The sequence below is a fragment of the Actinomadura rubteroloni genome (assembly GCF_002911665.1).
Lineage (GTDB): Bacteria > Actinomycetota > Actinomycetes > Streptosporangiales > Streptosporangiaceae > Spirillospora > Spirillospora rubteroloni.
Map to the genome: position 1 here is coordinate 1,642,976 of NZ_MTBP01000001.1, position 24,221 is coordinate 1,667,196.

General features: G+C 72.2%; 19 protein-coding genes and 1 other RNA gene. 11 read left to right on the forward strand and 9 right to left on the reverse strand.

Annotated features, from left to right (window positions below; genetic code table 11):
- Nucleotides 1-183 precede the first annotated feature (183 nt).
- The 3 genes from BTM25_RS07280 to BTM25_RS07290 all read left to right on the forward strand — a co-directional run bounded on the left by BTM25_RS07280 (nucleotide 184) and on the right by BTM25_RS07290 (nucleotide 6,828).
- Complete coding sequence (locus BTM25_RS07280) at nucleotides 184-1,602, forward strand: serine/threonine-protein kinase (protein WP_103561932.1); 1,419 nt, start codon at nucleotides 184-186, stop codon at nucleotides 1,600-1,602.
- Between the two features lie 211 nt (nucleotides 1,603-1,813).
- Entirely contained in the window at nucleotides 1,814-6,637 is a 4,824-nt protein-coding gene (locus BTM25_RS07285; RefSeq protein ID WP_103561933.1) for an NAD-glutamate dehydrogenase, read from the forward strand.
- A 5-nt stretch (nucleotides 6,638-6,642) separates the two neighbouring features.
- Nucleotides 6,643-6,828, forward strand: coding sequence for a hypothetical protein (locus BTM25_RS07290; protein ID WP_103561934.1), 186 nt, complete (start codon nucleotides 6,643-6,645; stop codon nucleotides 6,826-6,828).
- Here BTM25_RS07290 and BTM25_RS07295 read toward each other — a convergent pair.
- A complete protein-coding gene (locus tag BTM25_RS07295; RefSeq protein WP_235828279.1) occupies nucleotides 6,825-8,012 on the reverse strand; it encodes a PucR family transcriptional regulator in 1,188 nt (395 codons plus the stop codon). The genes BTM25_RS07290 and BTM25_RS07295 overlap by 4 nt on opposite strands.
- Nucleotides 8,013-8,134: 122 nt before the next feature.
- Here BTM25_RS07295 and BTM25_RS07300 point away from each other — a divergent pair, with 122 nt between their 5' ends.
- Complete coding sequence (locus tag BTM25_RS07300; RefSeq protein ID WP_103561935.1) at nucleotides 8,135-8,983, forward strand: alpha/beta hydrolase family protein; 849 nt, start codon at nucleotides 8,135-8,137, stop codon at nucleotides 8,981-8,983.
- An 87-nt stretch (nucleotides 8,984-9,070) separates the two neighbouring features.
- On the opposite strand, the gene BTM25_RS07305 is transcribed toward BTM25_RS07300, so the two are convergent.
- Nucleotides 9,071-10,018, reverse strand: coding sequence for a hypothetical protein (locus BTM25_RS07305; RefSeq protein ID WP_103561936.1), 948 nt, complete (start codon nucleotides 10,016-10,018; stop codon nucleotides 9,071-9,073).
- A gap of 90 nt (nucleotides 10,019-10,108) precedes the next feature.
- Nucleotides 10,109-11,218 carry a peptide chain release factor 2 gene (gene prfB, locus BTM25_RS07310; RefSeq protein ID WP_103561937.1) on the reverse strand — a complete coding sequence of 370 codons (1,110 nt, stop codon included), beginning with the start codon at nucleotides 11,216-11,218 and terminating at the stop codon, nucleotides 10,109-10,111.
- 117 nt (nucleotides 11,219-11,335) lie between these two features.
- Between prfB and BTM25_RS07315 the strand changes: the two genes are divergently transcribed.
- On the forward strand, nucleotides 11,336-12,406 hold the full coding sequence (locus BTM25_RS07315; RefSeq protein ID WP_103561938.1) for a hypothetical protein: 1,071 nt from the start codon (nucleotides 11,336-11,338) through the stop codon (nucleotides 12,404-12,406).
- Here BTM25_RS07315 and BTM25_RS07320 read toward each other — a convergent pair.
- Nucleotides 12,403-12,588, reverse strand: coding sequence for a hypothetical protein (locus tag BTM25_RS07320; protein WP_103561939.1), 186 nt, complete (start codon nucleotides 12,586-12,588; stop codon nucleotides 12,403-12,405). The two genes, BTM25_RS07315 and BTM25_RS07320, sit on opposite strands and share 4 nt — an antisense overlap.
- A 561-nt stretch (nucleotides 12,589-13,149) precedes the next feature.
- Here BTM25_RS07320 and ftsE point away from each other — a divergent pair.
- The 6 genes from ftsE to ssrA all read left to right on the forward strand — a co-directional run bounded on the left by ftsE (nucleotide 13,150) and on the right by ssrA (nucleotide 19,196).
- Nucleotides 13,150-13,839 carry a cell division ATP-binding protein FtsE gene (ftsE, locus tag BTM25_RS07325; RefSeq protein WP_103561940.1) on the forward strand — a complete coding sequence of 230 codons (690 nt, stop codon included), beginning with the start codon at nucleotides 13,150-13,152 and terminating at the stop codon, nucleotides 13,837-13,839.
- 89 nt (nucleotides 13,840-13,928) lie between these two features.
- Nucleotides 13,929-14,834, forward strand: coding sequence for a permease-like cell division protein FtsX (gene ftsX / locus BTM25_RS07330; RefSeq protein WP_103561941.1), 906 nt, complete (start codon nucleotides 13,929-13,931; stop codon nucleotides 14,832-14,834).
- 43 nt (nucleotides 14,835-14,877) lie between these two features.
- A complete protein-coding gene (locus BTM25_RS07335; protein WP_103561942.1) occupies nucleotides 14,878-16,044 on the forward strand; it encodes a S41 family peptidase in 1,167 nt (388 codons plus the stop codon).
- A gap of 6 nt (nucleotides 16,045-16,050) precedes the next feature.
- On the forward strand, nucleotides 16,051-16,524 hold the full coding sequence (gene smpB, locus BTM25_RS07340) for an SsrA-binding protein SmpB (RefSeq protein WP_103561943.1): 474 nt from the start codon (nucleotides 16,051-16,053) through the stop codon (nucleotides 16,522-16,524).
- A gap of 4 nt (nucleotides 16,525-16,528) precedes the next feature.
- On the forward strand, nucleotides 16,529-18,502 hold the full coding sequence (locus tag BTM25_RS07345; RefSeq protein ID WP_235828280.1) for a penicillin-binding transpeptidase domain-containing protein: 1,974 nt from the start codon (nucleotides 16,529-16,531) through the stop codon (nucleotides 18,500-18,502).
- Between the two features lie 322 nt (nucleotides 18,503-18,824).
- Nucleotides 18,825-19,196: a transfer-messenger RNA gene (gene ssrA / locus BTM25_RS07350) on the forward strand.
- 108 nt (nucleotides 19,197-19,304) lie between these two features.
- On the opposite strand, the gene BTM25_RS07355 is transcribed toward ssrA, so the two are convergent.
- From BTM25_RS07355 to BTM25_RS07375, 5 genes are all read right to left on the reverse strand, one after another.
- The gene (locus BTM25_RS07355) at nucleotides 19,305-19,637 is read right to left on the reverse strand and encodes an excalibur calcium-binding domain-containing protein (protein WP_205647984.1); all 333 of its coding nucleotides are present in this window, start codon (nucleotides 19,635-19,637) and stop codon (nucleotides 19,305-19,307) included.
- Nucleotides 19,638-19,901: 264 nt separating this feature from the next.
- The gene (locus tag BTM25_RS07360) at nucleotides 19,902-21,197 is read right to left on the reverse strand and encodes a cytochrome P450 (RefSeq protein WP_103561945.1); all 1,296 of its coding nucleotides are present in this window, start codon (nucleotides 21,195-21,197) and stop codon (nucleotides 19,902-19,904) included.
- 269 nt (nucleotides 21,198-21,466) lie between these two features.
- Nucleotides 21,467-21,856, reverse strand: a complete 390-nt coding sequence (locus BTM25_RS07365; protein WP_103561946.1) for a hypothetical protein — start codon at nucleotides 21,854-21,856, stop codon at nucleotides 21,467-21,469.
- Between the two features lie 12 nt (nucleotides 21,857-21,868).
- Entirely contained in the window at nucleotides 21,869-22,969 is a 1,101-nt protein-coding gene (locus tag BTM25_RS07370) for a hypothetical protein (RefSeq protein WP_103561947.1), read from the reverse strand.
- A complete protein-coding gene (locus BTM25_RS07375) occupies nucleotides 22,966-24,183 on the reverse strand; it encodes a vWA domain-containing protein (RefSeq protein ID WP_103561948.1) in 1,218 nt (405 codons plus the stop codon). Before BTM25_RS07375 ends, BTM25_RS07370 begins: the two co-directional genes overlap by 4 nt.
- Nucleotides 24,184-24,221 lie beyond the last annotated feature (38 nt).

Consider the following 24,221-nt stretch of genomic DNA (forward strand, 5'->3'; position numbering starts at 1 on the left):
TCGGGACAACGGCGGCGGGGGCTCGCGCGTCCTCTTCAGGGCGGAATTCGTCCGGCCCGCACGGCCCGGACGAACCCGGACGAACCACGTCCCGGCCCCCCACGCCCCGTCGCCCCGGCCCGGTAAGGTTCCGCGGAGAGCCTCCCGGCCCCACTCCACCCCGAAGGGACGGTGCCCGTTTCCATGAAGCTCGGGGCGCTGCGCTCCGGAGACCCGGACCGGCTCGGCCCCTACGCGCTCCTCGGCCGGATCGGCGAGGGCGGCCAGGGCGCCGTCTTCCTCGGCGCCGCCGCGCCCGACGGCGGGGAGCCCGGCGACGCCGAACCCCGCGTCGCGATCAAGCTGCTGCACGCCGACCTCATCGACGACGCCAAGGCCCGCTCCCGCTTCCTGCGCGAACTCGACGTCGCCAAGCGCGTCGCGCCGTTCTGCACCGCGCAGGTCCTGGACGCCGACGTCGACGGCGACCGTCCCTACATCGTCAGCGAGTACGTCCCCGGGCCGTCGCTGAACCAACTCGTCCGCGACGAGGGGCCGCTGGACGGCGCCGCGCTGGACCGGCTCGCCGTCGGCACCGCCACCGCGCTCGCCGCGATCCACGAGGCGCAGGTCGTCCACCGCGACTTCAAGCCGCACAACGTCCTCGTCGGACCGGACGGCCCGCGCGTCATCGACTTCGGCGTCGCCCGCGCCGTCACCGGTGCCACCACGCTGACCAGCCGCGTCATCGGCACGCCTTCCTACATGGCGCCCGAGCAGATCCGCGGCGAGGACACCGGCACGCCCGCCGACGTGTTCTGCTGGGCCGCGACGCTCGTCTACGCGGCGACCGGCGAGCCCCCGTTCGGGCAGGACTCCATCCACGCCGTGATCAACCGGGTGCTGCACGAGGACCCCGACGTCGGCGCGATGGAGGGCTCGCTGCGCGTGCTCGTCCTGGAGTGCCTGGCCAAGGAGCCCGAGCGGCGCCCGCCGTCCCGGACGCTGCTGCTGCGCCTGCTCGGCACGGACGTCCCGGCCGCGCCCGACCTCGGCGACGCGACGGCCATGCTCGCGGCGGGCAGCGTCCTCGCCGCCGGGGACGACGCCGACCCCACGGCGACCCGGGTCGCGTTCCCGGGCGTCTCGCCGGTGCCCGCGCCCGCGCGCGGCACCGTCCTGGCGCGGCTGCGCCCGCCGGTAGCCGCCCTGCTGGCCCGGCCGCACGGACGCGTCGGCCTCGCCGCCGCCGGGGTCGCGCTGGTCGCGGCGGTCGTCGTGGTCTCGGCCGTCCTGGCCCTGACGCGGCCCAAGGTGGGCAACTCCTCCACCAAGGTCAGCGACCCGAGCGCCCCGGCGTCCGCGACGAGCGCGCCCGCGCACCAGATCGTGGACGTCCCGCGCCGCCACGCGCCCGTCCCGGTCCCGCAGGACAGCAGCCCGGCCCCGTCGGACTCGCCGACCCCGTCGGACTCGCCGACGCCGGACCCGACGACGCCGACCCCGACGCCGACCGTCACCCACTCGCCCCCGCCGACGACGCCGACCCCGACGCCGCCCGAGTCGCCCGACCCGCCGGAGTCCCCGCCACCTGACGGCAACAAAGCCGGCACCGGACAGTGACACCTGCCCCGGCCGCGCGATATCGCTGCGCGCCGGGGGCAGGGTTACGTGATTCGCGGCGGTTTCCCCGGACGGGAGTGGCAGGGTAGGAACCGGCATGTTCCACGCGCGACCCCGGCGGTCGAGCGCGGAGCCGAAGATCGTTACGCTGGCGGCGTGAGCGTTCGTCACAACGACGTGGCGGGCGGTTCCCAGGGGAGTTGGCACAGGCATGAGCGGCGAGCTCGATCAGGCGAAGTACGACCTGCTCCGGACCGCGGCGGAACAGTACGCCGCCGCGCTCGGCGAGCACGGGGACATCGCGGAGACCGACGGTTACCTCCGTCTCTACTACCGCCATGTCGCCCCCGAGGACCTGATCGGACGTCCGCCCGCCGAGGTGTACGGCCCCGCGATGGCGCACCGCCGGCTCGGCGCGGAACGGCCGCAGGGACGGGCCAAAGTGCGCGTCTTCAACCCGTCCGAGGAGTCCGACGGGTGGGAGGAGCAGGGCCGCACCGTCGTCCAGGTCGTCACCGACGACATGCCGTTCCTCGTGGACTCGGTGTCGATGGAGGTGAGCCGGCACAAGCTCACCACGTTCCTGACCGTCCACCCGCTGCTCGGCGTCGACCGCGACGTCGCGGGCCGCCTGCGCACGTTCCGCGGCAAGCGCGACAGCGACCACGACCTGGACGAGTCCTGGATCCACGTCGAGATCGGCCGCGTGTCCGACCCCGCCGCGCTGGCCGAGCTGGAGAACGACCTGCTGCGCGTCCTCAACGACGTCCGCGTCGCCTATGAGGACCAGGAGAAGATGCGCGAGCGCGCCGTCGCGCTCGCCCGGGAGATCGCCGACAACCCGCCGCTGCGCGGGGACGAGGCCGACGAGGCGGTCGAGCTGCTGGACTGGCTCGCGGGCGGCCACTTCACCTTCCTCGGCTACCGGGACTACGCGCTCGCCGACGACGGGTCGGCGCTGCGGCCCGTCACCGGCACCGGGCTCGGCATCCTGCGCACCGACACGTCCGAGTCGGGGAGCTTCGCGGCGCTGCCGCCCGAGGTCCGCCGCCGCGCCACCGAACGGCACCTGCTCGTCATCACCAAGGCCAACAGCAGGTCGACCGTCAACCGGGCCGTCTACCTCGACTACATCGGCGTCAAGAAGTTCGACGACCACGGCGCCGTCGTCGGCGAGCGGCGCTTCCTCGGCCTGTTCGCGCACGTCGCCTACAGCGAGTCGATCGCGCACGTGCCCGTCCTGAAGCGCAAGGTGGACGAGGTCCTCGACCGCACCGGCTTCACCCCCGACAGCTACGACGGCCAGGAACTCATCGAGATCCTGGAGAGCTACCCGCGCGACGAGCTGTTCCAGATCTCCCCGGACGAGCTGCTGCCGATCGCGGTCGGCGTGCTGCGGCTGCGCGAGCGCCGCCAGCTCAAGCTGTTCCTGCGGAAAGACCCCTACGGCCGGTTCATGTCGTGCATGGTCTACCTGCCGCGCGACCGGTACACGACGAAGGTGCGGCTGCGGATCCAGGAGATCCTGCGCAGCGCGTTCGAGGGCGTCTCGGTGGACTACAGCGCCAACGTGACCGAGTCCGTCCTCGCGCGGCTGCACGTCGTGGTGCGCGGCGAGCGCGGGCACCGGCTGCCCGACGTGGACGCCGAGGCGCTGGAGCGGCGGCTGGCCAACGCGACCCGCTCGTGGACCGACTTCCTCGCCGACGCGATCCGCCGCGAGTGCGGCGACCAGCGGGCACCCGAGCTGACGGCCCGGTACGGCGACGCGTTCCCCGAGGGCTACAAGGCCGACTTCACCGCGACCACCGCCGTGTCCGACCTGCGCCGCCTGGACGGGCTCGGCGCCGACGGCGACACTTCCATCGACCTGTGGGAGCCCGCGGGCGCCGACGCGGGCGCGCGGCGGCTGAAGATCTACCGGCGCGGCGAGCCGATCATCTTGTCCAACATGCTGCCGCTGCTCCAGAACATGGGCGTCGAGGTGATCGACGAGCGGCCGTACGAGATCATGCCGCAGGGCGGGCCGCGCGCCTGGATCTACGATCTCGGCCTGCGCTACACGCCGACGCCCGGCGTCCCGCAGGACGCCGTCAAGGAACTGTTCCAGGAGGCGTTCCTCGCCCTGTGGGAAGGGCGGATCGAGAACGACGGGTTCAACGCGCTCGTCCTGCGCGTCGGCCTGGACTGGCGGCAGACGATGATCCTGCGCGCCTACGCCCTGTACCTGCGGCAGACCGGGACGTCGTTCTCCAAGCGCTACATCGAGCAGGTGCTGCTCAACAACCCCGGCATCACGCGGCTGCTCGTCCGGCTGTGGGAGAGCCGGCTGGACCCGCAGCTCGCGGGCGGCGAGATCGAGCGCAGCCTCGGCATCTTCGAGGAGCTGGAGGGACGTCTCGAAGACGTCCAGAGCCTCGACGAGGACCGCATCCTGCGCGCCTACCTCGCGATGATCCAGGCGACGCTGCGGACGAACCACTACCAGGGCAAGCCGTACCTGTCGCTGAAGTTCGACCCCGAGGGCATCCCGGACCTGCCGCTGCCGCGCCCCAAGTTCGAGATCTTCGTGTACTCGCCGAAGGTCGAGGGCGTCCACCTGCGGTTCGGGTCGGTCGCGCGCGGCGGGCTGCGCTGGTCCGACCGCCGGGAGGACTTCCGCACCGAGATCCTCGGGCTGGTCAAGGCGCAGGCGGTGAAGAACACCGTGATCGTCCCGGCGGGCGCCAAGGGCGGGTTCGTCGGCAAGCAGCTCCCCGACCCGTCCGACCGCGAGGCGTGGATGAAGGCCGGGATCGACTGCTACAAAGACTTCATCTCCGGCCTGCTGGACGTCACCGACAACCTGGTGGACGGCAAGGTCGTCCCGCCGGAGAAGGTCGTCCGGCACGACGGCGACGACACCTACCTGGTGGTCGCCGCCGACAAGGGCACCGCGACGTTCTCCGACATCGCCAACGGCCTCGCCGCCGAATACGGCTTCTGGCTGGGCGACGCGTTCGCGTCCGGCGGGTCGGTCGGCTACGACCACAAGGCGATGGGCATCACCGCGCGCGGCGCGTGGGAGTCGGTGAAGTACCACTTCCGCGTCCTCAACCTGGACGTGGAGAAGGACGACTTCACCGTCGTCGGCGTCGGCGACATGTCCGGGGACGTGTTCGGCAACGGGATGCTGCTGTCGGAGCACATCAAGCTCGTCGCCGCGTTCGACCACCGGCACGTCTTCCTCGACCCCGACCCGGACCCGGAGCGGTCGTTCGCCGAGCGCAGGCGGCTGTTCGAGATGCCGCGCAGCACCTGGGCCGACTACGACACGTCGCTGATCTCGCAGGGCGGCGGGGTGTTCCCGCGCACCGCCAAGTCGATCCGGCTGAGCCCGGAGATCCGCGCGGCGCTCGGCATCCCCGAGGGCGTCAACGCGCTCACCCCCTACGAGCTGATCCGCGCCGCGCTGCTCGCCCCGGTGGACCTGCTGTGGAACGGCGGCATCGGGACGTACGTCAAGGCGTCCACGGAGAACAACGCCGAGGTGGGGGACAAGGCCAACGACCTCGTCCGGGTGGACGGCGCGGACCTGCGCTGCCGCGTCGTCGGCGAGGGCGGCAACCTCGGCCTGACCCAGCTCGGCCGGATCGAGTTCGCCCGCAAGGGCGGCCTGGTCAACACCGACTTCATCGACAACTCGGCCGGGGTGGACACCTCCGACCACGAGGTCAACATCAAGATCCTGCTGGACCAGGTCGTCCGGGACGGCCGACTGGAGCGCAAGCAGCGCGACGACCTGCTCTACGGGATGACCGACGAGGTCGGCGACCTGGTTCTGCGCGACAACTGCGCGCAGAACGTCGTCCTCGCCGCCGCGCGCGCCCAGGCCGGGTCGATGCTGCACGTCCACACCCGGATGATGCGGGCGCTGGAGCGCGACGGGCTGCTCAAGCGGCGGCTGGAGTCCCTGCCCGACGACAAGGCCCTCGCCGAGCGCCGCCAGGCGGGCCGCGGCCTCACCGGCCCCGAGTTCTCGGTGCTGCTCGCCTACGCCAAGCTCTCGCTGGACGACGACCTCATCGCCTCCGACCTGCCCGACGACCCGTACCTGGAGTCCTGGCTGGTCGACTACTTCCCGACGCCGCTGCGCGAGCGGTTCCGGCCGGAGATGGACCGGCACCCGCTGCGCCGGGAGATCATCACGACGGCGGTGGTGAACGACCTGGTCAACAACTCCGGGACGACGTTCGCGTTCCGCGTCCACGAGGAGACGGGCGCGTCGCCGTCCGACATCGCCCGCGCCTACCTCGTCGCCCGCGAGGTGTTCGACATGCCGCGGTTCTGGTCGGCGGTGGACGGCCTGTCGCACCAGGTCGAGGAGTCCACGCAGATCGCCCTGCTGCTGGAGGCCCGCAAGCTCACCGAGCGCGGCTCGCGCTGGCTGCTGCACCACCGGCGCCCGCCGTTCGACATCCGCGCGACCGTCGACTTCTTCCTGGAGGACGCGGTCACGCTCGCCGCGCACATCCCGAAGGTGCTGACCGGGCTGGACAGCACCGCCTACGAGGAGCGCCGCGACGCCTACCTGGCGATGGGCGTCCCGGCGGACCTGGCCGACCGCGCGGGGGTGCTCGTCCCGGCCTACAGCACGTTCGACCTGGTGTCGATCGCGCGGGACATCGACCGTCCGGTCACCGAGGTCGCCGAGGTCTACTTCACGCTGGCCAACAAGCTCCAGCTCGCCCGGCTCCGCGAGCCGATCATCGCGCTGCCCCGCGACGACCGGTGGCGTTCGATGGCCCGCGCCGCGCTCCGCGACGACCTCTACCAGGCCCACGCCCAGCTCACCCGCGCCGTCCTCGGCCTGAGCGAGCCGGGGACGTCGGCGGACGAGAGCATCGCGCGGTGGAGCGAGCGCAACAGCGCCCCGATCGCCCGCGCCCAGCAGACGCTCCTGGAGATCTGGGAGAGCGACAGCTTCGACCTCGCCACCCTCTCGGTCGCGCTCGGCGCCGTCCGCACCCTCGCCACCACCAGCAGCATCGACTGACCTCGGTGGCCGGGAACGACCGGGAGGATCCGACGGGCGCCGCCCTCCGCGCGGCGCGACTGACCTCGGTGAGCGGGGACGACCGGGAGGATCCGACGGGCGCCGCCCTCCGCGTGGCGCTCGCGGGCACCGTCCCGCCGGACAACCGTTTCGAGGCGGAGATCGAAGCGGCGCTCGCCCGGCTCCGCTAGGCCCCGGCGAGCGCGCGGGCGGTCACGGCGGCGTGCAGGACGCGCAGGTCGCGCGGGTCGCCGGCGTCCAGGCCGGTGAGCGCGGCGACGCGGCCGAGGCGGTAGTCGAGCGTGTTGCGGTGGACGTGCAGGTGCGCGGCCGCGCGGGTGCGGTTGTTCCCGTGCCGGACGAGCGTCCGGACGGTCTCCAGCAGCACCGGGTGGTCGTCCAGCGGACGCAGCTTGGCGGCGAGCCCGGCCAGGCCCCGGCCCGGACGGGCGAGCTGGTACTCCAGCAGGACGTCCTCCAGCGCGTGGCAGCCGGGCGGCAGGCCGAGCCGCTGCGCCAGGTCGGCGATCTCGGCCGCCTCGCGGTGCGCGGCCGGGACGGCGGCGACGTCGGCCGCGCGGGCGACGGCGCCGGTCACCGGCCGGGCCAGCGACGCGCCGATCCGCGCGACCAGGCCGGGCAGGTCGGCGGTCACCGTGTCGAGCGCGCCGGACGCGGCGGGGAACAGGATCACGCCGCCCTCGCCGGTGAGCGCGCTCAGCGCGTCCGGCCGGTGCGCGCCGAGCGCCGACTGCAGGCGCCGCGCGGTGCGCCGCGCCGCCGTGTCGTCGGTGTCGGGGGCGAGCCGCACCACGAGGACGGCGTAGGCGGGGGCGAGCACGACCCCGGCGTCGTCGGCGAGCGGCGCCGCCGGCTCACCGGCCAGCAGTGCCGCGACCAGCGCCCGCCGCGCCTCGCGTTCCTGGCTGTGCGCCTGCTGCCGTTCGTGCAGGTGCGCGCCCGCGACGGCCGGGACGACGTCGCGCAGGTAGCGGAGCATGTGGGTGCCGATGGCGCAGAAGTCGTCCATCTCCTCCGGCCCGGCCTCGGCGGCGAGCAGCCGCCAGCACGTCTCGGCCGCGACGTGGTACGCGGCGAGGACGGCCTCCAGCGGGACGCCGTCGGCGGCGCGGCGGCCCGACACGTCGATGATCTCGGCGAGTTCGGCGGCGTCGGGCCCCCGGTCCTCGCGCTGGGTCCGCAGGACGAGGTCGAGGGTCCGCGCGATCGAGTCCCGGACGTCCCCGGCGAGCTGGTCGGCCGGGAGCTGCCGGTAGAAGGGGATCTCGGCGGCGCAGCGGTCCAGGACGGCGTCGGTCAGCTCGGGGAGCCGGGCGGCGATCCGGGCGCGCAGGGACGTTCGCGCAGTCGGCACCCCGTGATCGTGACATTACCCAAGATGCGGGGTCAAACATTGGCGCGAAAGCCGACAGACAGGCGCCGCCGGCTGCACCAGGATGTGCGAACGCCCAAAGGCCCGCCCCCCGAGGAGACCCCATGCAATCCATCGCCGGCAGACGGCTGCTCCCGCTGCTGACGGCGCTCGCCGCCGCGCTCGCCCTGCTCGTCCCGTCCACCGCGCCCGCGCGGGCGGCGGCGCCGGGCGGGAGCTGGGACAAGCCCGGTCCGTACCGCGTCACGTCGAAGACGCAGGGCGACACGACCCTGTACTACCCGGCCGACATCGCCGCGAGCGCCGACAAGCACCCCGTGATCGTCTGGGGGAACGGGACGTTCGCGTGGCCGCAGGTCTACGACGGCCTGCTGCGGCACTGGGCGAGCCAGGGCTTCGTCGTCGCCGCCGCGAACACCGCGTTCTCCAACACCGGCCTGGAGATGCGCGCCGGGATCGATTTGCTCGCCAAGGAGAACGCCAAGGCGGGCAGCCCGTTCCAGAACCGGATCGACCTCGCCAACATCGGCGCGGCGGGGCACTCGCAGGGCGGTGCGGGCGCCATCAACGCGACGCTGGACCCGCGCATCAAGACGACCGTCCCCATCCAGCCCGGCCCGCTCGCGCTGTCGAGCTACCTGCACGGCCCGACGCTCTACCTCGCCGGGCAGAACGACACGATCGTGCCCCCCGCGCTCGTCCAGGCGTTCTACGACAACTCCGCGCAGGTCCCGGCCGTCTACGCCGAGCTGGCGGGCGCGACGCACTTCACCACGGTCGGCGACGCGGGCGGCTTCCGGGGCATCACGACGGCCTGGTTCCGCTTCCAGTTGATGGGCGACGAGCAGGCCCGCTCGCTGTTCTTCGGCAAGGACTGCGGCATCTGCTCGGGCTCGACGTGGCTGAACGTCAAGCGCGACGCCAAGGCCCTGCAGATCCCCGGCCACGCCTGAGCGTCGGCCGCCGGACGTCGGTGAGGTGCGCTGCAGCGGTCAGGAAGAGCGTCCGCACCGGCGTCCGGCGGGGTCAAGGGACGCGGGTCACATGCCCGCCGCCGCGACGGCCCGGCGGGACTCGCCCGCGACGGTCGCCGGCCCGGTCTGGGGGAGGACCGCGAGGTACTGGATCAGGGCGACCGAGATCATCCGCGCGCGGAACCGGCGGCGCCCGGTCAGCCCGACCAGGTCGGCGGGGACGTCCAGCCGTCCGGGCTTGGCCGTCCGGTACGCCTCCCGTTGCCGCATCGCGTACCAGACCAGCGCGCCGCCGTCGGACGTGCGCAGCCCGAACGCCGGGCCCTCGGGCGTGAACGACGTCGTGCGCCGGACGCCGCGCCGCCGCAGCGCCGCCTCCCCGGTCCGCAGGTCGGCGTAGGCGCGGGTGGTGCTCGGCCCGGCGGCGAGCCCGGTCGCGCCGGGCGCCCCGGCCCCCCGCGTGAGCAGGTCGGCGTGCAGCGCGCCCATCCGCGCCGGGGCGACGCCGTAGCCGGTCGCGGCGGGACGCACCGCCGTCGCGTAGCCGTGCGCGTCCAGCGCGACCCGTCCGAGCACGTCGGCGCCGGGGGCGGGGTCGGCGGCGAGCAGCCACGGGCCGTCCGGCCGGTCCTGGACGAACAGCAGCGCGTGCCGCCGCCCCGCGCCGCCGTCCGCGTCCACCGCGAACCAGCGCGGATGGTCGTTCATCCGGGGGATGTAGTACCGGGCGCCGCCGGACGCGGGCGGCGGGGCGATCCGCCGCGTGGTCCGGGCCAGCCGGATCGCGGCGTGGTCCATCGTGAGCTGCGCCCCGGTCTCCACGACGGACAGGCCCGCGCCGTCCAGCGTCGCGACCGCGTGGCCCGCGATCGCGGCGTACCGCGCCATGACCCGCTCGGCCTGCGCGCGGGTCAGCGCCGGATCGGTCGGGGAGCCCGGCCCGGCGGCGCAGGCGACCGCCAGCAGCGGCGCCAGCGCGGCGGCGCTGCGCAGGACGTGCCGACGCGTGGACATGGAGCCCCCGGGGGTGAGGCGGAACCGGTTCGCCCCATCATCGCAGCGTGACGACCCGGTCACACAGCGATTCCGAAACCCGCCCTAGGGTTACTCGGCCTCGCGCTGGCGGAGCCAGCGGATCTCCGCCTCGATGAACTCGTCCAGGTCGCCGTCCAGCACCGACGTCGGGTTGCCCACCTCGACGCCCGTCCGCAGGTCCTTCACGACCTGGTAGGGGTGCAGGACGTAGTTGCGGATCTGCGTGCCCCAGCTGCTCGTGCCCTCGCCGCGCAGGGCGGACATCTTCTCCGCCTCCTCCTGCCGCTTGCGCTCCAGCAGCTTGGCCTGCAGCACGCCCATCGCCGTCGCCTTGTTCTGCAACTGGCTGCGCTCGTTCTGGCAGGACACGACGATCCCGGACGGCAGGTGAGTGATCCGGACGGCCGAGTCGGTCGTGTTGACGCCCTGGCCGCCGGGCCCGGACGAGCGGTACACGTCGATGCGCAGTTCCGACTCGTCGATGTCGACGTGGTCGCTCTGCTCCACCACCGGCACGACGTCCAGCCCGGCGAACGACGTCTGCCGCCGCGCCTGGCTGTCGAACGGGGAGATCCGGACGAGCCGGTGGGTGCCGTGCTCGCCGCGCAGCGTCCCGTAGGCGTAGGGGGCCTTGACGGCGAACGTCGTCGACTTGATCCCGGCCTCTTCGGCGTAGGACGTGTCGTAGACCTCCGTCGGGTAGCCGTGCCGCTCGGCCCAGCGCAGGTACATCCGCTGGAGCTGCTCGGCCCAGTCCGCCGCGTCCACGCCGCCGGCCTGCGCGTTGATCGTGACGAGCGCCTCGCGGGCGTCGTGCTCGCCCGACATCAGCGTCCGCACCTCGAGCTGCTGGACGGACTTGTGCAGCCCCGACAGCTCGTCGTCGGCCTCGCGGCGGGTGTCGTCGTCGTCCATCTCGTCGGCCATCTCATAGAGCGTGGCGACGTCCTCCAGGCGCTGGCGCAGCCCCTCGACGCGGTTCAGCTCGCTCTCCAGGTACGACAGCCGGCGCGTGACCGACTGGGCGTGCTCCTGGTCGTTCCACAGCGCCGGGTCGGCGGACTGCTCGCGCAGCTCGGCGATGTCACGGCGCATGGCGTCGAGGTCGAGCACCTGCTCGATGCCCGTGAGGGTCGAGTCGAGCTCCTTGAGCTGATCTTTAACGTCGATGCCTGCCACGCGTCCGAGCTTATCGCCGTCCCGCCACTGCCCGAGCGGCCGCTCGGCCCGGCCGGGATGGCAGAATGTCCGATCGGGTCGGCGCGAGGGCCGCCGCCCCGGCCCGGGGGACGTGGCGTGTTCAGGACTTCGCGGAAGCTGCCGGCGATGCTGCTCGCCGTCCCCGTCGCGCTGTCCGGCCTGTCCGCGTGCGGCGGCGGGGAGCGCCCGCGGGTGGCGCCGTCGCCGCTGCCGAAGGTCCCGACGCCGACGCCCGAGCCGCTGACGCAGCAGGTCGCGGCGACCGCGTTCCGCGCCTACGTCGCCAACGACGACGTCGCCCGCGCCGCCGGGGACGAGCGGCTCGCCCTGTCCTGGGTGTCGGACGGCCAGGCCGTCCTCACCGCCGCCGAGTTCCGCCGCGCCGCGTTCGACGGCGACCCGGTGCGCCGCTACACCTACGGCGCCCCGAAGCTGTGGGTGCCCAAGCTCAAACCGGACGTCTATCCCCAGTGGTTCATCGCGTCCGTGCCGCGCACCGTCGCCGGGCAGCCGAAGTCCACCAAGCCGGCGCTGATGGCGTTCATGCGGCGCGGCGCCGGGTTCGACTGGACGCTCAGCTTCGCCACCGAGCTGCGCCCGAAGGCCAAGCCGCCGAAGGTCGTCACCGACGCCGAGGGGTACGCCGTCCCGCTCGCCACGACGGACGAGTCGGTCCTCATCCGCCCCCGCGAGGTCCCCGGGATCCAGGCGACGATGGCGTCCGAGGGCCCCGACAGCGTGGCGGCCAAGGTGATGACGGCCGGGGACGTCACGACCGGCTACTACCGGCAGGCCCGGCGCGAGATCAAGAAGGCGCGGGGGAAGGGCTTCGTCCGGCAGGTCGTGTTCGTCGCGACGCCCTATCCCTACTTCGCGCTGCGGACGGAGCACGGCGCCGGGCTCGTCCTGTACTCGCTGCTGCGCACCAGCATGACCAAGACGAAGAACCTGGACGTCCCCAAGCCCGTCAAGCCGCCCATCCCCGGCGAGATCGCCCACCTGCTCGACGGGACGGTCGAGGGCGTCGAGATCGACGAGACCGAGGCCTACCAGTACGCGGCGGCCGACCCGGCCAAGGCGAAGAAGGGCCACGACCAGCCCAAGGCGGACGTCATCGCCGTCAGCGGCGCGCCCGTCAAGGCCAGCACGCCGCCCCTGAAGGACTAGGCCGCGCAGCGCTGGAGGACCAGCGCCGCGAACAGCAGCGTCAGCAGGCCCGCGAGGACGAGCACCGGCGGCACCGACGGCCCGTTCCCGTGGAGTTCCGAGCGCGCCGCGCGGCACGTCGGACAGCGCCCTTCGCTCACCGGGTGCGAGCAGTATGCGCAGATCAGGTGATCGCAGCTCATCCGGCGGCCCCTCTCGACGGGAAGTTCCTGTCCCCATGAACTTTAGACTCCGATTCGCGCCATTCCGCATGAGTCGGCGGTAAAGTCCTGCGGGAGCGCCGGGGGGTGCGAGTGGCCGGGACGGTCGGCGTCCGCCCGTACACTGCTCCGTGCGTCCCGGTTACCGAACCGAGACGCGCCGGAGCCCTGCCGGTGACCTGCCGGTGATGCTCGTCTCGACGCCGGTCGCCGCCGGCGGGGCCTCAAGTCCCCTAGAGTCGGGCCGTCCGTGACCGGCGCGGCCCCGGAAGCCGCAGCTCAATCGCACCGGAGGTGACCTATCGGCTCCCGCGCCGGCGGTATGATTCCGCCCCGGACACCTCGACGGGACCGCCCGGCGGCCGAGCGGCCGCCCCGGGCCGCCCGCCGAACCGACGTCCCGCCCGCCGCAGCGGCGGTCCGGGCCGACCAGGGCGCGCGCGCGTCAGCGCCGCGCGACGACCGACCGAAGACGCGTCTCCTCCCGCACGAGCCCCCGCGGGTCCTTCGCAAGAATGGTGCTGAAACCGCCGTGATGCAGCCGTGATCCACTTCGACAACGTCACCAAGGTCTACAAGACCCAGAACCGGCCCGCCCTCGCGCATGTGAACGTCGCCATCGAGAAGGGCGAGTTCCTGTTCCTCGTCGGTCCGTCGGGCTCGGGCAAGTCGACCTTCCTGCGCCTCGTCCTGAAGGAGGAGCGGCCGTCCCAGGGGCACGTCCACGTCGCCGGCAAGGACCTCAGCCGGATCAGCAACTGGAAGGTCCCGCACCTGCGCCGCCGCATCGGCTGCGTCTTCCAGGACTTCCGCCTCCTGCCGAACAAGAACGTCTTCGAGAACGTCGCGTTCGCGCTGGAGGTCATCGGCAAGCCCCGCCGGTTCATCAACAAGGTCGTCCCCGAGGTCGTCGACCTGGTCGGCCTGGAGGGCAAGCAGCACCGCATGCCGCACGAGCTGTCGGGCGGCGAGCAGCAGCGCGTGGCCATCGCCCGCGCGTTCGTCAACCGGCCGATGATCCTGCTGGCCGACGAGCCCACCGGGAACATCGACCCGGCGACCTCGATCGGCATCATGAAGGTGCTCGACCGCATCAACCGGACCGGCACCACGGTCGTCATGGCCACCCACGACGCCGCGATCGTCGACGCCTTCCGCAAGCGCGTCGTCGAGCTGGAGGACGGCCGGGTCGTCCGCGACCAGTCGCGCGGCGTCTACGGCCAGGCGTACTGAGCCGAAGCACAGTCACCATCCGGACGCGGTGAGCACCGCCCCGGGAACCCAGCTCCCCGCGGGGCACAGGCGATCAAGGACAGCGAGGAATGCGCGCACAGTTCGTTCTCCAGGAGATCTGGATCGGTCTCCGCCGGAACCTCACGATGACCATCTCCCTCGTCATCACCGTCGCCATCGCAATGGCTCTGTTCGGCACCGGCCTGCTCATCCGCGGGCAGGTCAACGCGTCCAAGGACTACTGGTACGACAAGATCGAGGTCTCGGTCTTCCTGTGCGCGAAGACCTCCTCCAACCCCGCCTGCGGGAAGAAGGACGCCACCCAGCAGCAGAAGGACGAGATCAAGACCGAGCTGACCAAGATGCCGCAGGTGTCGAAGGTCGAGTACGAGAACCGCGACCAGGCGTGGGCGCGGTTCAAGGACCGGTTCGCGTCCAACCCGGCGTTCGTGAACAGCACCCGCGCGGGCGACATCCCCGACTCCTACCGGATCCGGCTGAAGAACCCGCAGGAGTACAAGGCCGTCGTCCAGGCCCTGCTCGGCAAGGGCGGCGTGGACCAGGTGATCAACGAGCAGGAGATCCTGAAGAAGTTCTTCAAGATCCTCAACGGGCTCCAGTGGGCCGCGCTGCTCATCGCGCTGTTCCAGGTCGTCGCGGCCGTCCTGCTCGTCGGCAACACCGTCCGGCTGTCGGCGTTCAACCGGCGCCGGGAGACGGGCATCATGCGGCTCGTCGGCGCGTCGAACACCTATATCCAGATGCCCTTCATCCTGGAGGGCGCCATCGCGGGAGCGATCGGCGGCGTGTTCGCCGCGATCCTGCTGGTCTTCAGCAAGACGCTGCTGCTGGACCGGCTGGCCAAACAGATGTCGTTCACCGCCCAGCTCGACTGGATGCAGGTGATCATGGTGATCATCGTCTCCATCTGCTTCGGCGTCCTGCTGTGCGCGGTCGCGTCCTTCCTCACCCTGCGCCGCTACCTCCGCATCTAGCGGCGGAACGGCGGGCCCGTCCGGGCGAACTAGACTGACCGTCATGTCGCGGTACCCCGGTCGTGCGCTGCGCGCCGGCGCCGTCGCGGCGGCCCTGGTGTGCGCCTACGGCGCCGGGCTCGCCACCGCCGGGGACGGCGACCGCGCGGCGGGCCAGGCGGCGTCGCGCTCCCCGCTGGACGAGGCCGCCGCGTCGATCGCCGAGCGCTCCGCCGACCGCGTCACCCGCGCCGAGCTGACCGACGCCGCCGTCGCCGCCATGCTCCGCACCCTGGACGACCGCTGGGCGCGGCACTACACCGCCCGCCAGTTCGACGACGTCACGGGCCGCCTGGACGGCCGGTACAGCGGCGTCGGCGTCTGGCTCGGCGCCGCCGGCGGCGCGCGGGTCCGGATCGCGAGCGTCCAGCCCGGCTCGGCCGCCGCCCGCGCCGGGGTCCGGGCGGGCGACGTCGTCGTCGCGGCCGGCGGCGCGCCCGCGGGGGACCTCGCCGCCGTCGCCGCCGCGCTGCGCGGAACACCCGGCGGAGCCGTGGCGTTGACCGTGGAGCGCGAAGGACGGCGGCTGGACTTCCGGCTCGTCCGGACGGCCCTGCGCGACGGCGACGTCACCGTGACCGACCTGCCGGACCACGTCCGGATGATCCGCGTCGGGGCGTTCACCCGGGGCGTGGGACGCGACGTCCGCGCCGCCGTCACCGGCGACCCGGCGGCCGTGCGCGGCGGGATCGTCCTGGACCTGCGCGGCGACCCCGGCGGGCTGCTCGCCGAGGCCGTCGCGACCGCGTCGGCGTTCCTGCCGGGCGGGCTCGTCGTCACCTTCGAGCAGCGCGACCGTCCGCCCCGGCCGCTCACGGTGACCGAACCCGGCGACGCGCGCACCCCGCTCGTGGTCCTGGTCGACTCCGGCACCGCGTCCGCCGCCGAGATCGTCGCCGGAGCCCTGCGCGACCGGGACCGCGCGGTGATCGTAGGATCGCGTACCTATGGAAAGGGGTCGGTCCAGGAGGCGTACCGCCTGTCGGACAGCTCGGCGATCGAGCTGACCGTCGGTCGCTACCGGACCCCGAGCGGCCGTAACCTCGACGGGACGGGCATCGAACCCGACGTGACCGTCTCCGCCGACCGACCGCCGACCGAGGCCGAGCAGCGCGCCCGCACCGTGCTGCGCGGCCTGCTCGTCACGCTGCCGAAGAAGGACCGAGGCTGAATTTCCGTGTCACGTGAGACAGGGCGCAAGCTCATCGCCCAGAACAAGCGTGCCCGCTTCGACTACCAGATCGACGAGACCTGGGAGGCGGGCCTGGTGCTCATGGGCACCGAGGTGAAGGCGCTGCGCGCGGGCCGCGCGACCCTCTCCGACGGGTACGCCCACGTCATGGACGGCGAGGTGTGGCTGGAGGCCGTCCACATCCCCGAGTACACGCAGGGGACCTGGACCAACCACGCGCCGCGCCGCCGCCGCAAGCTCCTGCTGCACCGCAAGGAGATCCAGAAGATCATCGCCAAGTCGTCCGAGCCGGGCTGGACGCTGGTGCCGCTCGCCCTGTACTTCAAGGACGGCAAAGCCAAGGTCGAGATCGGCTTGGGCCGTGGTAAGAAGTCCTACGACAAACGCCAGGCGATCGCCAAGCGGGAGGCCGACCGCGAGATGGCCAAGGCTGCGGCGGCCCGGTTCAGGAGACGATGACAGGGTGTCGGGGAACAGGCGAGCACGGCTGCGCCGGCTGACCGCGGGCGCCGTCGGGGGCGCCCTGCTCATGGGCGGGCTGTCGGCGTGCACCGACCCGTCGGCGATGCCGACCGTCCGCGACTTCCTCATCGCCTGGCAGGTCGGCAACTACGAGGCCGCGGCCGGGCTGACCACCGGAGCGCCCCGGACGGCGGTCGCGGCGGCGCTGTCGCAGGTCCGCACCCAGCTCGACGCGGCGTCGCTGCGGCTGGCGATCGGAGCACGCGCCCGCGACGGGCAGGTCCAGGGCGTCTCGGTCGACAAGCTGCCCGACCATCGCGCCCTCGCGCGGTTCTCGATCTCGATCGACCTCGGCGAGAGCGGCGACCCGTGGACGTACACGAGCGCGATGGACCTGCGGCAGGTCGACGGGAACTGGCGCGTCGTGTGGCAGCCGTCGATCATCAATCCCAAGCTGAGGCCCGGGCAGCGGCTCGCGGTGATCAGCGAGACGGCCGAGCGCGCGTCGATCCTGGACTCGTCCGGGCGGTCGCTCCAGAAGAACGTCACCGCCGACATCTTCGGCGTCTACCCCGGCCGGCTCGCCGACCCCAAGCGGACCATCGACCAGCTCGCCGAGGCCACCCGCAAGAACGGCGGCATCACGCTGGACGTGGACCGGCTCCTCGGCCGCGTCCAGTCCGCGCCGCCCAACACGTTCATGCCGCTGCTGACGCTCGTCCGGCCCGCCGACAACGCCCTGATCCTGCGGCTCGCGCGGGTCGCGGGGCTCGAACGGCACACCGGGTCCGAGCCGATCGGGGCCGTGTTCGCGCCCGAGGTCGTGGGCGGGCTCGGGCCGGCGACGTCCGAGACGCTCCAGCAGGTCGGCGCGCCCTACCAGCCCGGCGACACGATCGGGACGAGCGGGCTCCAGCTCGTCCTGCAGCGGCGCCTGGCGGGGATCCCGACCGTCCGGGTGGTCGCGCAGGACCCGTCCGGGGCCAACACCCAGACGCTGGCGTCCTGGCCTAAGCCGGACCTCCCGGCCAACCACCCGCAGAGCGTCCAGACCACCCTGAACCGGAGCCTGCAGCCGCGCGCCGACAACGCCCTGTCGGACGTCGGCGCGCCCGCCTCGCTGATCGCGCTGCGCCCGAGCACCGGCGAGATCCTGGCCGTCGCGAACCGGGGCACCGGCGGGCGCAACCTCGCGATGGAGGGCAGCTACCCGCCCGGCCTCACGTTCGGGATCGTCTCGGCGGACGCGCTGCTGCACTCCGGGCTGACGCGCGACACCAAGACCGACTGTCCCGCGTCCGTGAGCGTCGGGAACCGGACGTTCACCAACCGGGCGCACGGCCAGCAGTCCTTCGCGCGCAACTTCGCCAGCGGCTGCGCCACCACCCTCGCCCAGCTCTCCACGCGGACGGCCCCGAACGCGTTGCAGCAGGCCGTGGAGCGCTACGGCTTCGGCAAGGACTGGGGGCTGAGCGTCCCGGCCTTCACCGGGAGCGTTCCCGCCGCCGCCGACGCCGGCGAACGGGCCGCCGAGATGGTCGGCGAGGGCCGGGTGCGGATGAGCCCGCTCGCGATGGCCGTCGCGGCGAGCGCCGCGCAGAGCGCCACCTGGCGGCCCCCGTTCCTGCTCACCGACCCGCGCACCGCCGACGGCCCGCAGGCCCGCCCGCTGGACGTCGCGCCGACGTCGGACCTGCAGAACCTGCTGCGGCGCGCGGTCGCGTCCGGGACGGCCCGGGCCGCGAACGTCCACTCCGGCGGGAACGTGTCCGGGGTCGTCGCGGTCGTGAAGTACCAGGAGAACGGGCAGGAGAAGACGGTGTCGTGGTTCGTCGGGTCCCGTCCCGACTTGGCGTTCGCCGTCGCGGTCGAGGGACGGGCGTCCCCGGCCAAGATCGCGGCCCGGTTCCTGACCGGGACGCGGGTGACGCCGTCGCCGACGCTGTCCAACCCGGTTTCGAGCACCCCCCGGTAGCGCTCTCCCGGTCCCGTTCGCCAGATCTTGGTGATCTCTTTACGGCCCGGTCGGCAACCCGCACCCGGTCTCCCTGCGTCTTCCCAGGTGGCCGGTGCAGCCGCTCGGGGGTTGCGGCGCCGGCCACCGCTCGGGAGTCCAGAGCCTCGTCTCGGGGGAGGCTCTGCCGTCCCGGACCGGCCCGACCCTGCCGGTCGTCCCCGGCGGGCGCGCTCCACCGCGCCCGCCGGGGCGCGGAATAGCGTTGGCGTGCGCGGCGTTCTCCCTATATCGTCAAGGAAGCGGGCCCGGGAGACCGGACTCGTGGTTGACAACTCAACATGGGGGTGACCGGCTTCGACTTCGGTAGGTCGAGCCAGGGGAAGCGGGTCGAGGGTTGCCGTCGTGACCTCGTAAATCCTGTGACGGCAAACGAATAACTGCCAACAAGAAGCAGTCCGAGTTCGCCCTCGCCGCCTGAGCGAGGAGTGACTCTGTCAGCCCGGGAGCGTCTCCGTCCCGGGGTCTGGCATCGTAAGGAGACTCCACCTGCACACCCGGTCGCGGGGCATGTAGGGAAACCAAACAGCGACTGAGCCCGTCGGCGACACGCCTGCGTGAGCGCCGGGGCTGAGAAAGCGTTAAGCAGGCTGCACCCGGAGAAGCCCTGACTCATCACCGAAGGACGCGGGTTCGATTCCCGCCACCTCCACTACCTGAGAAGCCGCTGACCACAGTGTGGTCAGCGGCTTCTCGCATGCGGTCCGACTCCGGCATTCTCAGCCGTCGGCGATTGTGCTCGAAACGCGGGGCGTTCGGTCCGTCAGCGTTCGCAGACGACTCCGTCGTGGTCTCGGTCGGTGTACCAGTCGTACTCGGGATCGACGCCCTCCCGGTACGGGCCGTACCCGGCGTCGTTCGCCTCGCCGCAGGTGCCGAAATGCGGATCCGTCCGCGGCTGCGGCGCGGCGACGGGCGGTGCCGCACGCTGCTTGGGCTTGACGGTCCTGGTCACTCGGACCGTCACGGTCGGGCCGACCCGCACTTTCGCCTTCGCCGTCTTGGTCACCGTCTCGCGGACCGTCACCGTGGGGGACGGGTTGCCCGCCGCGCTGATCCCGACCCCCGCGCCGCATCCGAACAGCAGTCCCAGCAACCCGATCCCTGCGCCCACAATGGCGGCGATCCGTATCGGCACGGCTTGGGCGGGCGGACGTCCCGGCGGGGGTGGCGGCTGGTACACGGGTGTGTCTCCTGGAGTCGGCGAACGGCAGGGGGCCAATGTGGGACGCCTGACTCGTGAGACCGGTTGGCCACCCGCCGTGGCCGTCATAGGGCGAATCCGTCCTTGTGCAGGAGCGCGCCGGGTGCCGGCTTCACAAGGATCGTTAGGACGTTCCCGCGGGGAGCGGGACGGTCGTCAGCGGAGGTAGACGGGGACCGAGTCGACTCCGTAGACGATCGACAGTTTCCGGTAGCTGAGTTCCCGCTCCGGCACGGCCAGGTGCAGGTCGGGGTAGCGGCGGACCAGGGCGGAGAATGCCGCGCGCAGTTCCATTTTCGCCAGTTCCGCGCCGATGCACCGGTGCATTCCCCAGCCGAACGCCAGGTGGGAGGACGTCTCGCGGGACGGGTCGAAAGTGTTCATGTCCGCGTGCGGGCAGCCGGAGATCTTGGGGTCGCGGTTGGCGCCGGACAGGGAGACCAGCACGACGTCGCCGCGGGCGATCCTGGTGCCGGCGATCTCGATGTCCTCGCGGGCGAAGCGCGGGAAGGCGAGCTGGACGACGCTGAGGTGGCGCAGCATCTCCTCCACGAACGGCCCGATCGCGGACTCGTCATCCCGGATCCGGGCGAACTGGTCGCGGTCGCGCAGCAGCATGATCGAGCCGAGCGCGAGCATGCTCGCCGTGGTCTCCAGGCCGCCGGTGAGGACGCCGTCGCAGAGCCCGGCCAGTTCGACGTCGTCGATCGCGTCGCCGTGCTGGCGGATGAGGCCGCCGATCAGGCCGTCGCCCGGGTCGTCGCGCTGCTTGCGGACGATGTCCATGAGGAACGCCATCGACTCCGAGATCGCGGCGGTCGACGCGTACGCCCCGGCGAACAGGTCGAACCGGGCGCTGGCGAGCCGCTGGAAGTCGGCGCGGTCGCCTTCGCGGACGCCGAGCAGCTCGCAGATCATCAGCATCGGGATGGGCAGCGCGAAGTGCTCCATGAGGTCGACCGGGCGGCCGTCGACGGCGGCGTCGGCCATCTCGTCCAGTTGCTGGTCGACGATCGCCGCGATGCGGGGGTTCAGGCGGCTCAGCCGGCGCATGGTGAACTCGGGCGTCAGCATCTTGCGCCGCTGCGTGTGGACGGGCGGGTCGGAGAAGCCGAGGCCGCCGGGCGTCCAGCCCTCGGGGATGTCGAGCCGGCCGGCGAGGTTGGAGATCTCGTTGCTGAACGCGGTCGGCGCGGCGAGGACGCTCTTGGCCTCCTCGTACCCCGTCACGAGCCACACGTCGAAGCTCACCGGCAGCGGAACCTTGCTGATGGGTGAGGTTTGACGCAGCCGGTCCAGTTCGGGGACGGGATCCACGCCGTGTCGGCGCAGCGGGGTCAGCGTCGAGTCGGGGAGGAAGCGGATCGTCGCCAGGTCGAAGCCCTTCCTCCGCACCCTGGCCACGTACCGCCGCGCCACCCACGAACCGACCCGATTCCGCACATTCGCCATGATCGAAGGCTACTGATTCAGTACAGATCACCGCAGCCGGAATGTGTGACCATTCACACATTCCATCGCTCGGAGCGTGCGGTGCACGGCGATGACCATGCCGATGCACCCTGAGTTTACGCAGGTCAGGCGGCTCGCCGTGGCGACTTCGGCGAACCGGCCGCGCCCGGCGCGGACGAGACGGGACGGCGAGATCCGTTTAAAGTTCTTCGCCCCGGTTTCTGGCTTTCGGGGGGCTGCCCGGATGGTGCGCGCGGGTCCGTCCGTGCTCAGGACTCCTCGGCCGGCAGCCGGATGTCCTGATGGCCATGATCACCGACGTAGACGACCCGGGCGCCGGACACGTCCACCTTGTACTTGACGCCCGGCGCCGCGTCCTCGCCGACGAGGGCCAGCAGGTGCCGGGCGGCGTCCAGGACGGCCGGATCGGTGTCCGCGCCGCTCTCCAGGAGGACCTTGGTGAGCGGCACCGCCCAGGTGCCGGGGTCGGACTCGTGTTCGGAGAGCACGATCTCGCCCGTCTTCGCGCCGGACAACCGGACGCCGACCAGGTCTTTCAGCTTGGCGTAGGAGTCGGTGACCGCGCTCGCGGCGGTGTCCTTGAGCCCGGCGGTCGCGCCGGCCGTCAGCGCGGCGACGATGATGGTCACGGGGTCCATGTGGTCTCCGTTTCAGGAATGGAAGATCTGGTCGAGGCGGGTGACCTGCCCGCCGGACATCGTGATCGCGTATCCCGTCGACTGGGCGATGCGGTCCCGGCCGCCGGCGTAAAGGCTCTCCAGCCTCGTCAATGGGACTCGTACCGGCGTCCGGACGTTCCCGGGGACGATGACGTTTCCGACGAGCTGGTTGAGCATGATGACGGCGCCGGGCGCGACATGGAGCTGGACCGTCTTCATGTCCTTGTTGCGTCGGTACGCGTCGGCGCTGTCCCAGGAGGTGCCGTCCTCGCGCGCCGCCTGTTGCGCCGCCGGACCGGTGAATTGCTCGAACGGGTCGACGGTGATGACGCCCGACGTCGCGTCGATGCGGCGGATATAGCCGGTGTGCCGCCCGTCGGGGAGCGGCGCCGTCGCCGGGACCGAGACAGGCGCCGCGTCCGGCGACTCCGGCACGGTGAACTTCTTCAGCGTGGCCACGAGATCCGTTCGCGTCGTGGCGAAATGGGGGCGCGGCGCGCCACTGGCCGCCGCCGTCCGGGTCATCTGCTCCTGCTCCCCGGCGGGCACCTGGTAGCCGACGAAGCGGAAATCGAGATCGACGCCGGACTTCGCGGCCTTCGCCCGGATCCTTTTCTGGACGGCGGCCTGGTCGGACGTGCACGCGTCGGTGCCGTGCGACGTCACCACGACGATCCGGTTGAGCCGGTGCCCGCGGAACGGATAACGGCCGGAGAAGTCGCCGATCGCGGCGAGGATTCCGCTCTCCAGCGTGCTGCGGCCGGACGCGGTGAGCGCGTGCGCCGCCCGGCCGACCTTTTGCCCGTTCCCGCGCCCGGATCCGACGAGCCGAGCCGTGTTGTGCCGGTTGCCGCACGTCCCGCCGAAACGGCGGAGGGAGAGCGCGTCGTCGTCAGCGGCGTTCTGCGCTGCGGAGCCGACGGCGTCGGCGATCGGGCCGAAAGCGCCGCCCGGCGGCGGCGCGGAGGTGTCCACGAGAAAGGCGGTCCGGTAATCGGGGACGGAACGCAGCACGAGGAACACCGCGACGCCGACGACGAGCGCGACCACCACGGCGACCGCCGCCGCGACGCGCCACCGTCTCGCCGTCACGGCTTTCTCGTCAGTTCGGCGCGCAGTTCCCGCAGGACCCGGTTCATGGCGTTCACCTCGGCGTTGTAGGTGCCGGCGGCCTGTTTCAGGGCGCCGAGCAGCGGATCGAGCGGCCTTTTCTCCTGCGCGGCCTTGAGCAGGGCCGTGGCCGCCGCGACGACCTGCCGCTGCTGTTCGCGCAGCCGCCGTGCCCGCGCGTAGACGTCCTGGAAACGCGCGCCCTTGGCCCGGTCGCGCAGGTCGCGGAACTGCGCGTCGCTCGCGCCGAGCGCCTTCTTCGCCCGGTCAAGGGTGTTCTCGGCGACGTCGAGACGTCCGTCGACGGTCGCGGCGGCGGCGTCGTTCACCTGCTTCACCGTCGGATTGAGAATGCCGATCATCTGCCCCGCGCCCCGCAGGACGGGTTCGACGTTCGCGAACCAGTTCAGCGCGTTGTTCAGTTCGGCCGCGTTCTGCACGTAGCGGGGAGCGGGCGCCTTGGCGGCCGTGGAGATCTGGTCCAGGGTCTGACGCTGGGCCTTCGGCACCTGGTAGCCGACGATCCGGAAGTCGAGGGAGAGCCCGGCCGCGTGCACCCGCTCCTGGATCTCCTTCTCGACATAGGCGAGGTCGCTGTCGCAGGCGTCGGTGCCGTGCTGCGTCACGACGATGATGCGATTGACCTGGCGGGCCTTCTGCGCGAGCGGCTGGGAGAAGTCCTCGACGGCCTGGACGATCCCGCGCACGAGCGTCGGCCGCGTGCCCGGCCGCATGCGCGCGGCGGCGGCGTTGATCTTGTTCTGGTTGCCGACGCCGAAGTCCACGAGCCGGGTGGTGTTGCCGGGCGTCCCGCATTCGCCGCCGAAACTGCGCAGCGACAGCGCGTCCTTGTCGCCGGAGTTCTCGACGGTCGTCCGCAGGGACGCGGTGACGGCCGCGAGCCCGCCCGGTTCCGTTGCCGCCGAACTGTCGATGAGGAACTGCGTCCGGTAATTGGGGGCGAACGCGGGCGCGAACCAGTCGAAGTAGAGCCAGCCGCCGCCGACGATGAGGACGGCGGTCAGCAGGATCACGACCAGCGCCCACACGGTCTTGGGCACTTTGATGGCGAGCCTGATGACTTGGCGGCCGTAATCGCCGATGAGGGCGACGACGTTGCCCGACGCCCGGATCTCGTGCGTGCGGGGCTGATCGTCCGGCTCCCGGCCGCCGGTCACGTCGATTTTTCCGGCCACCTGTCCCCCGTAGCGCGACGTCGTCCGTTGGCGGGGAG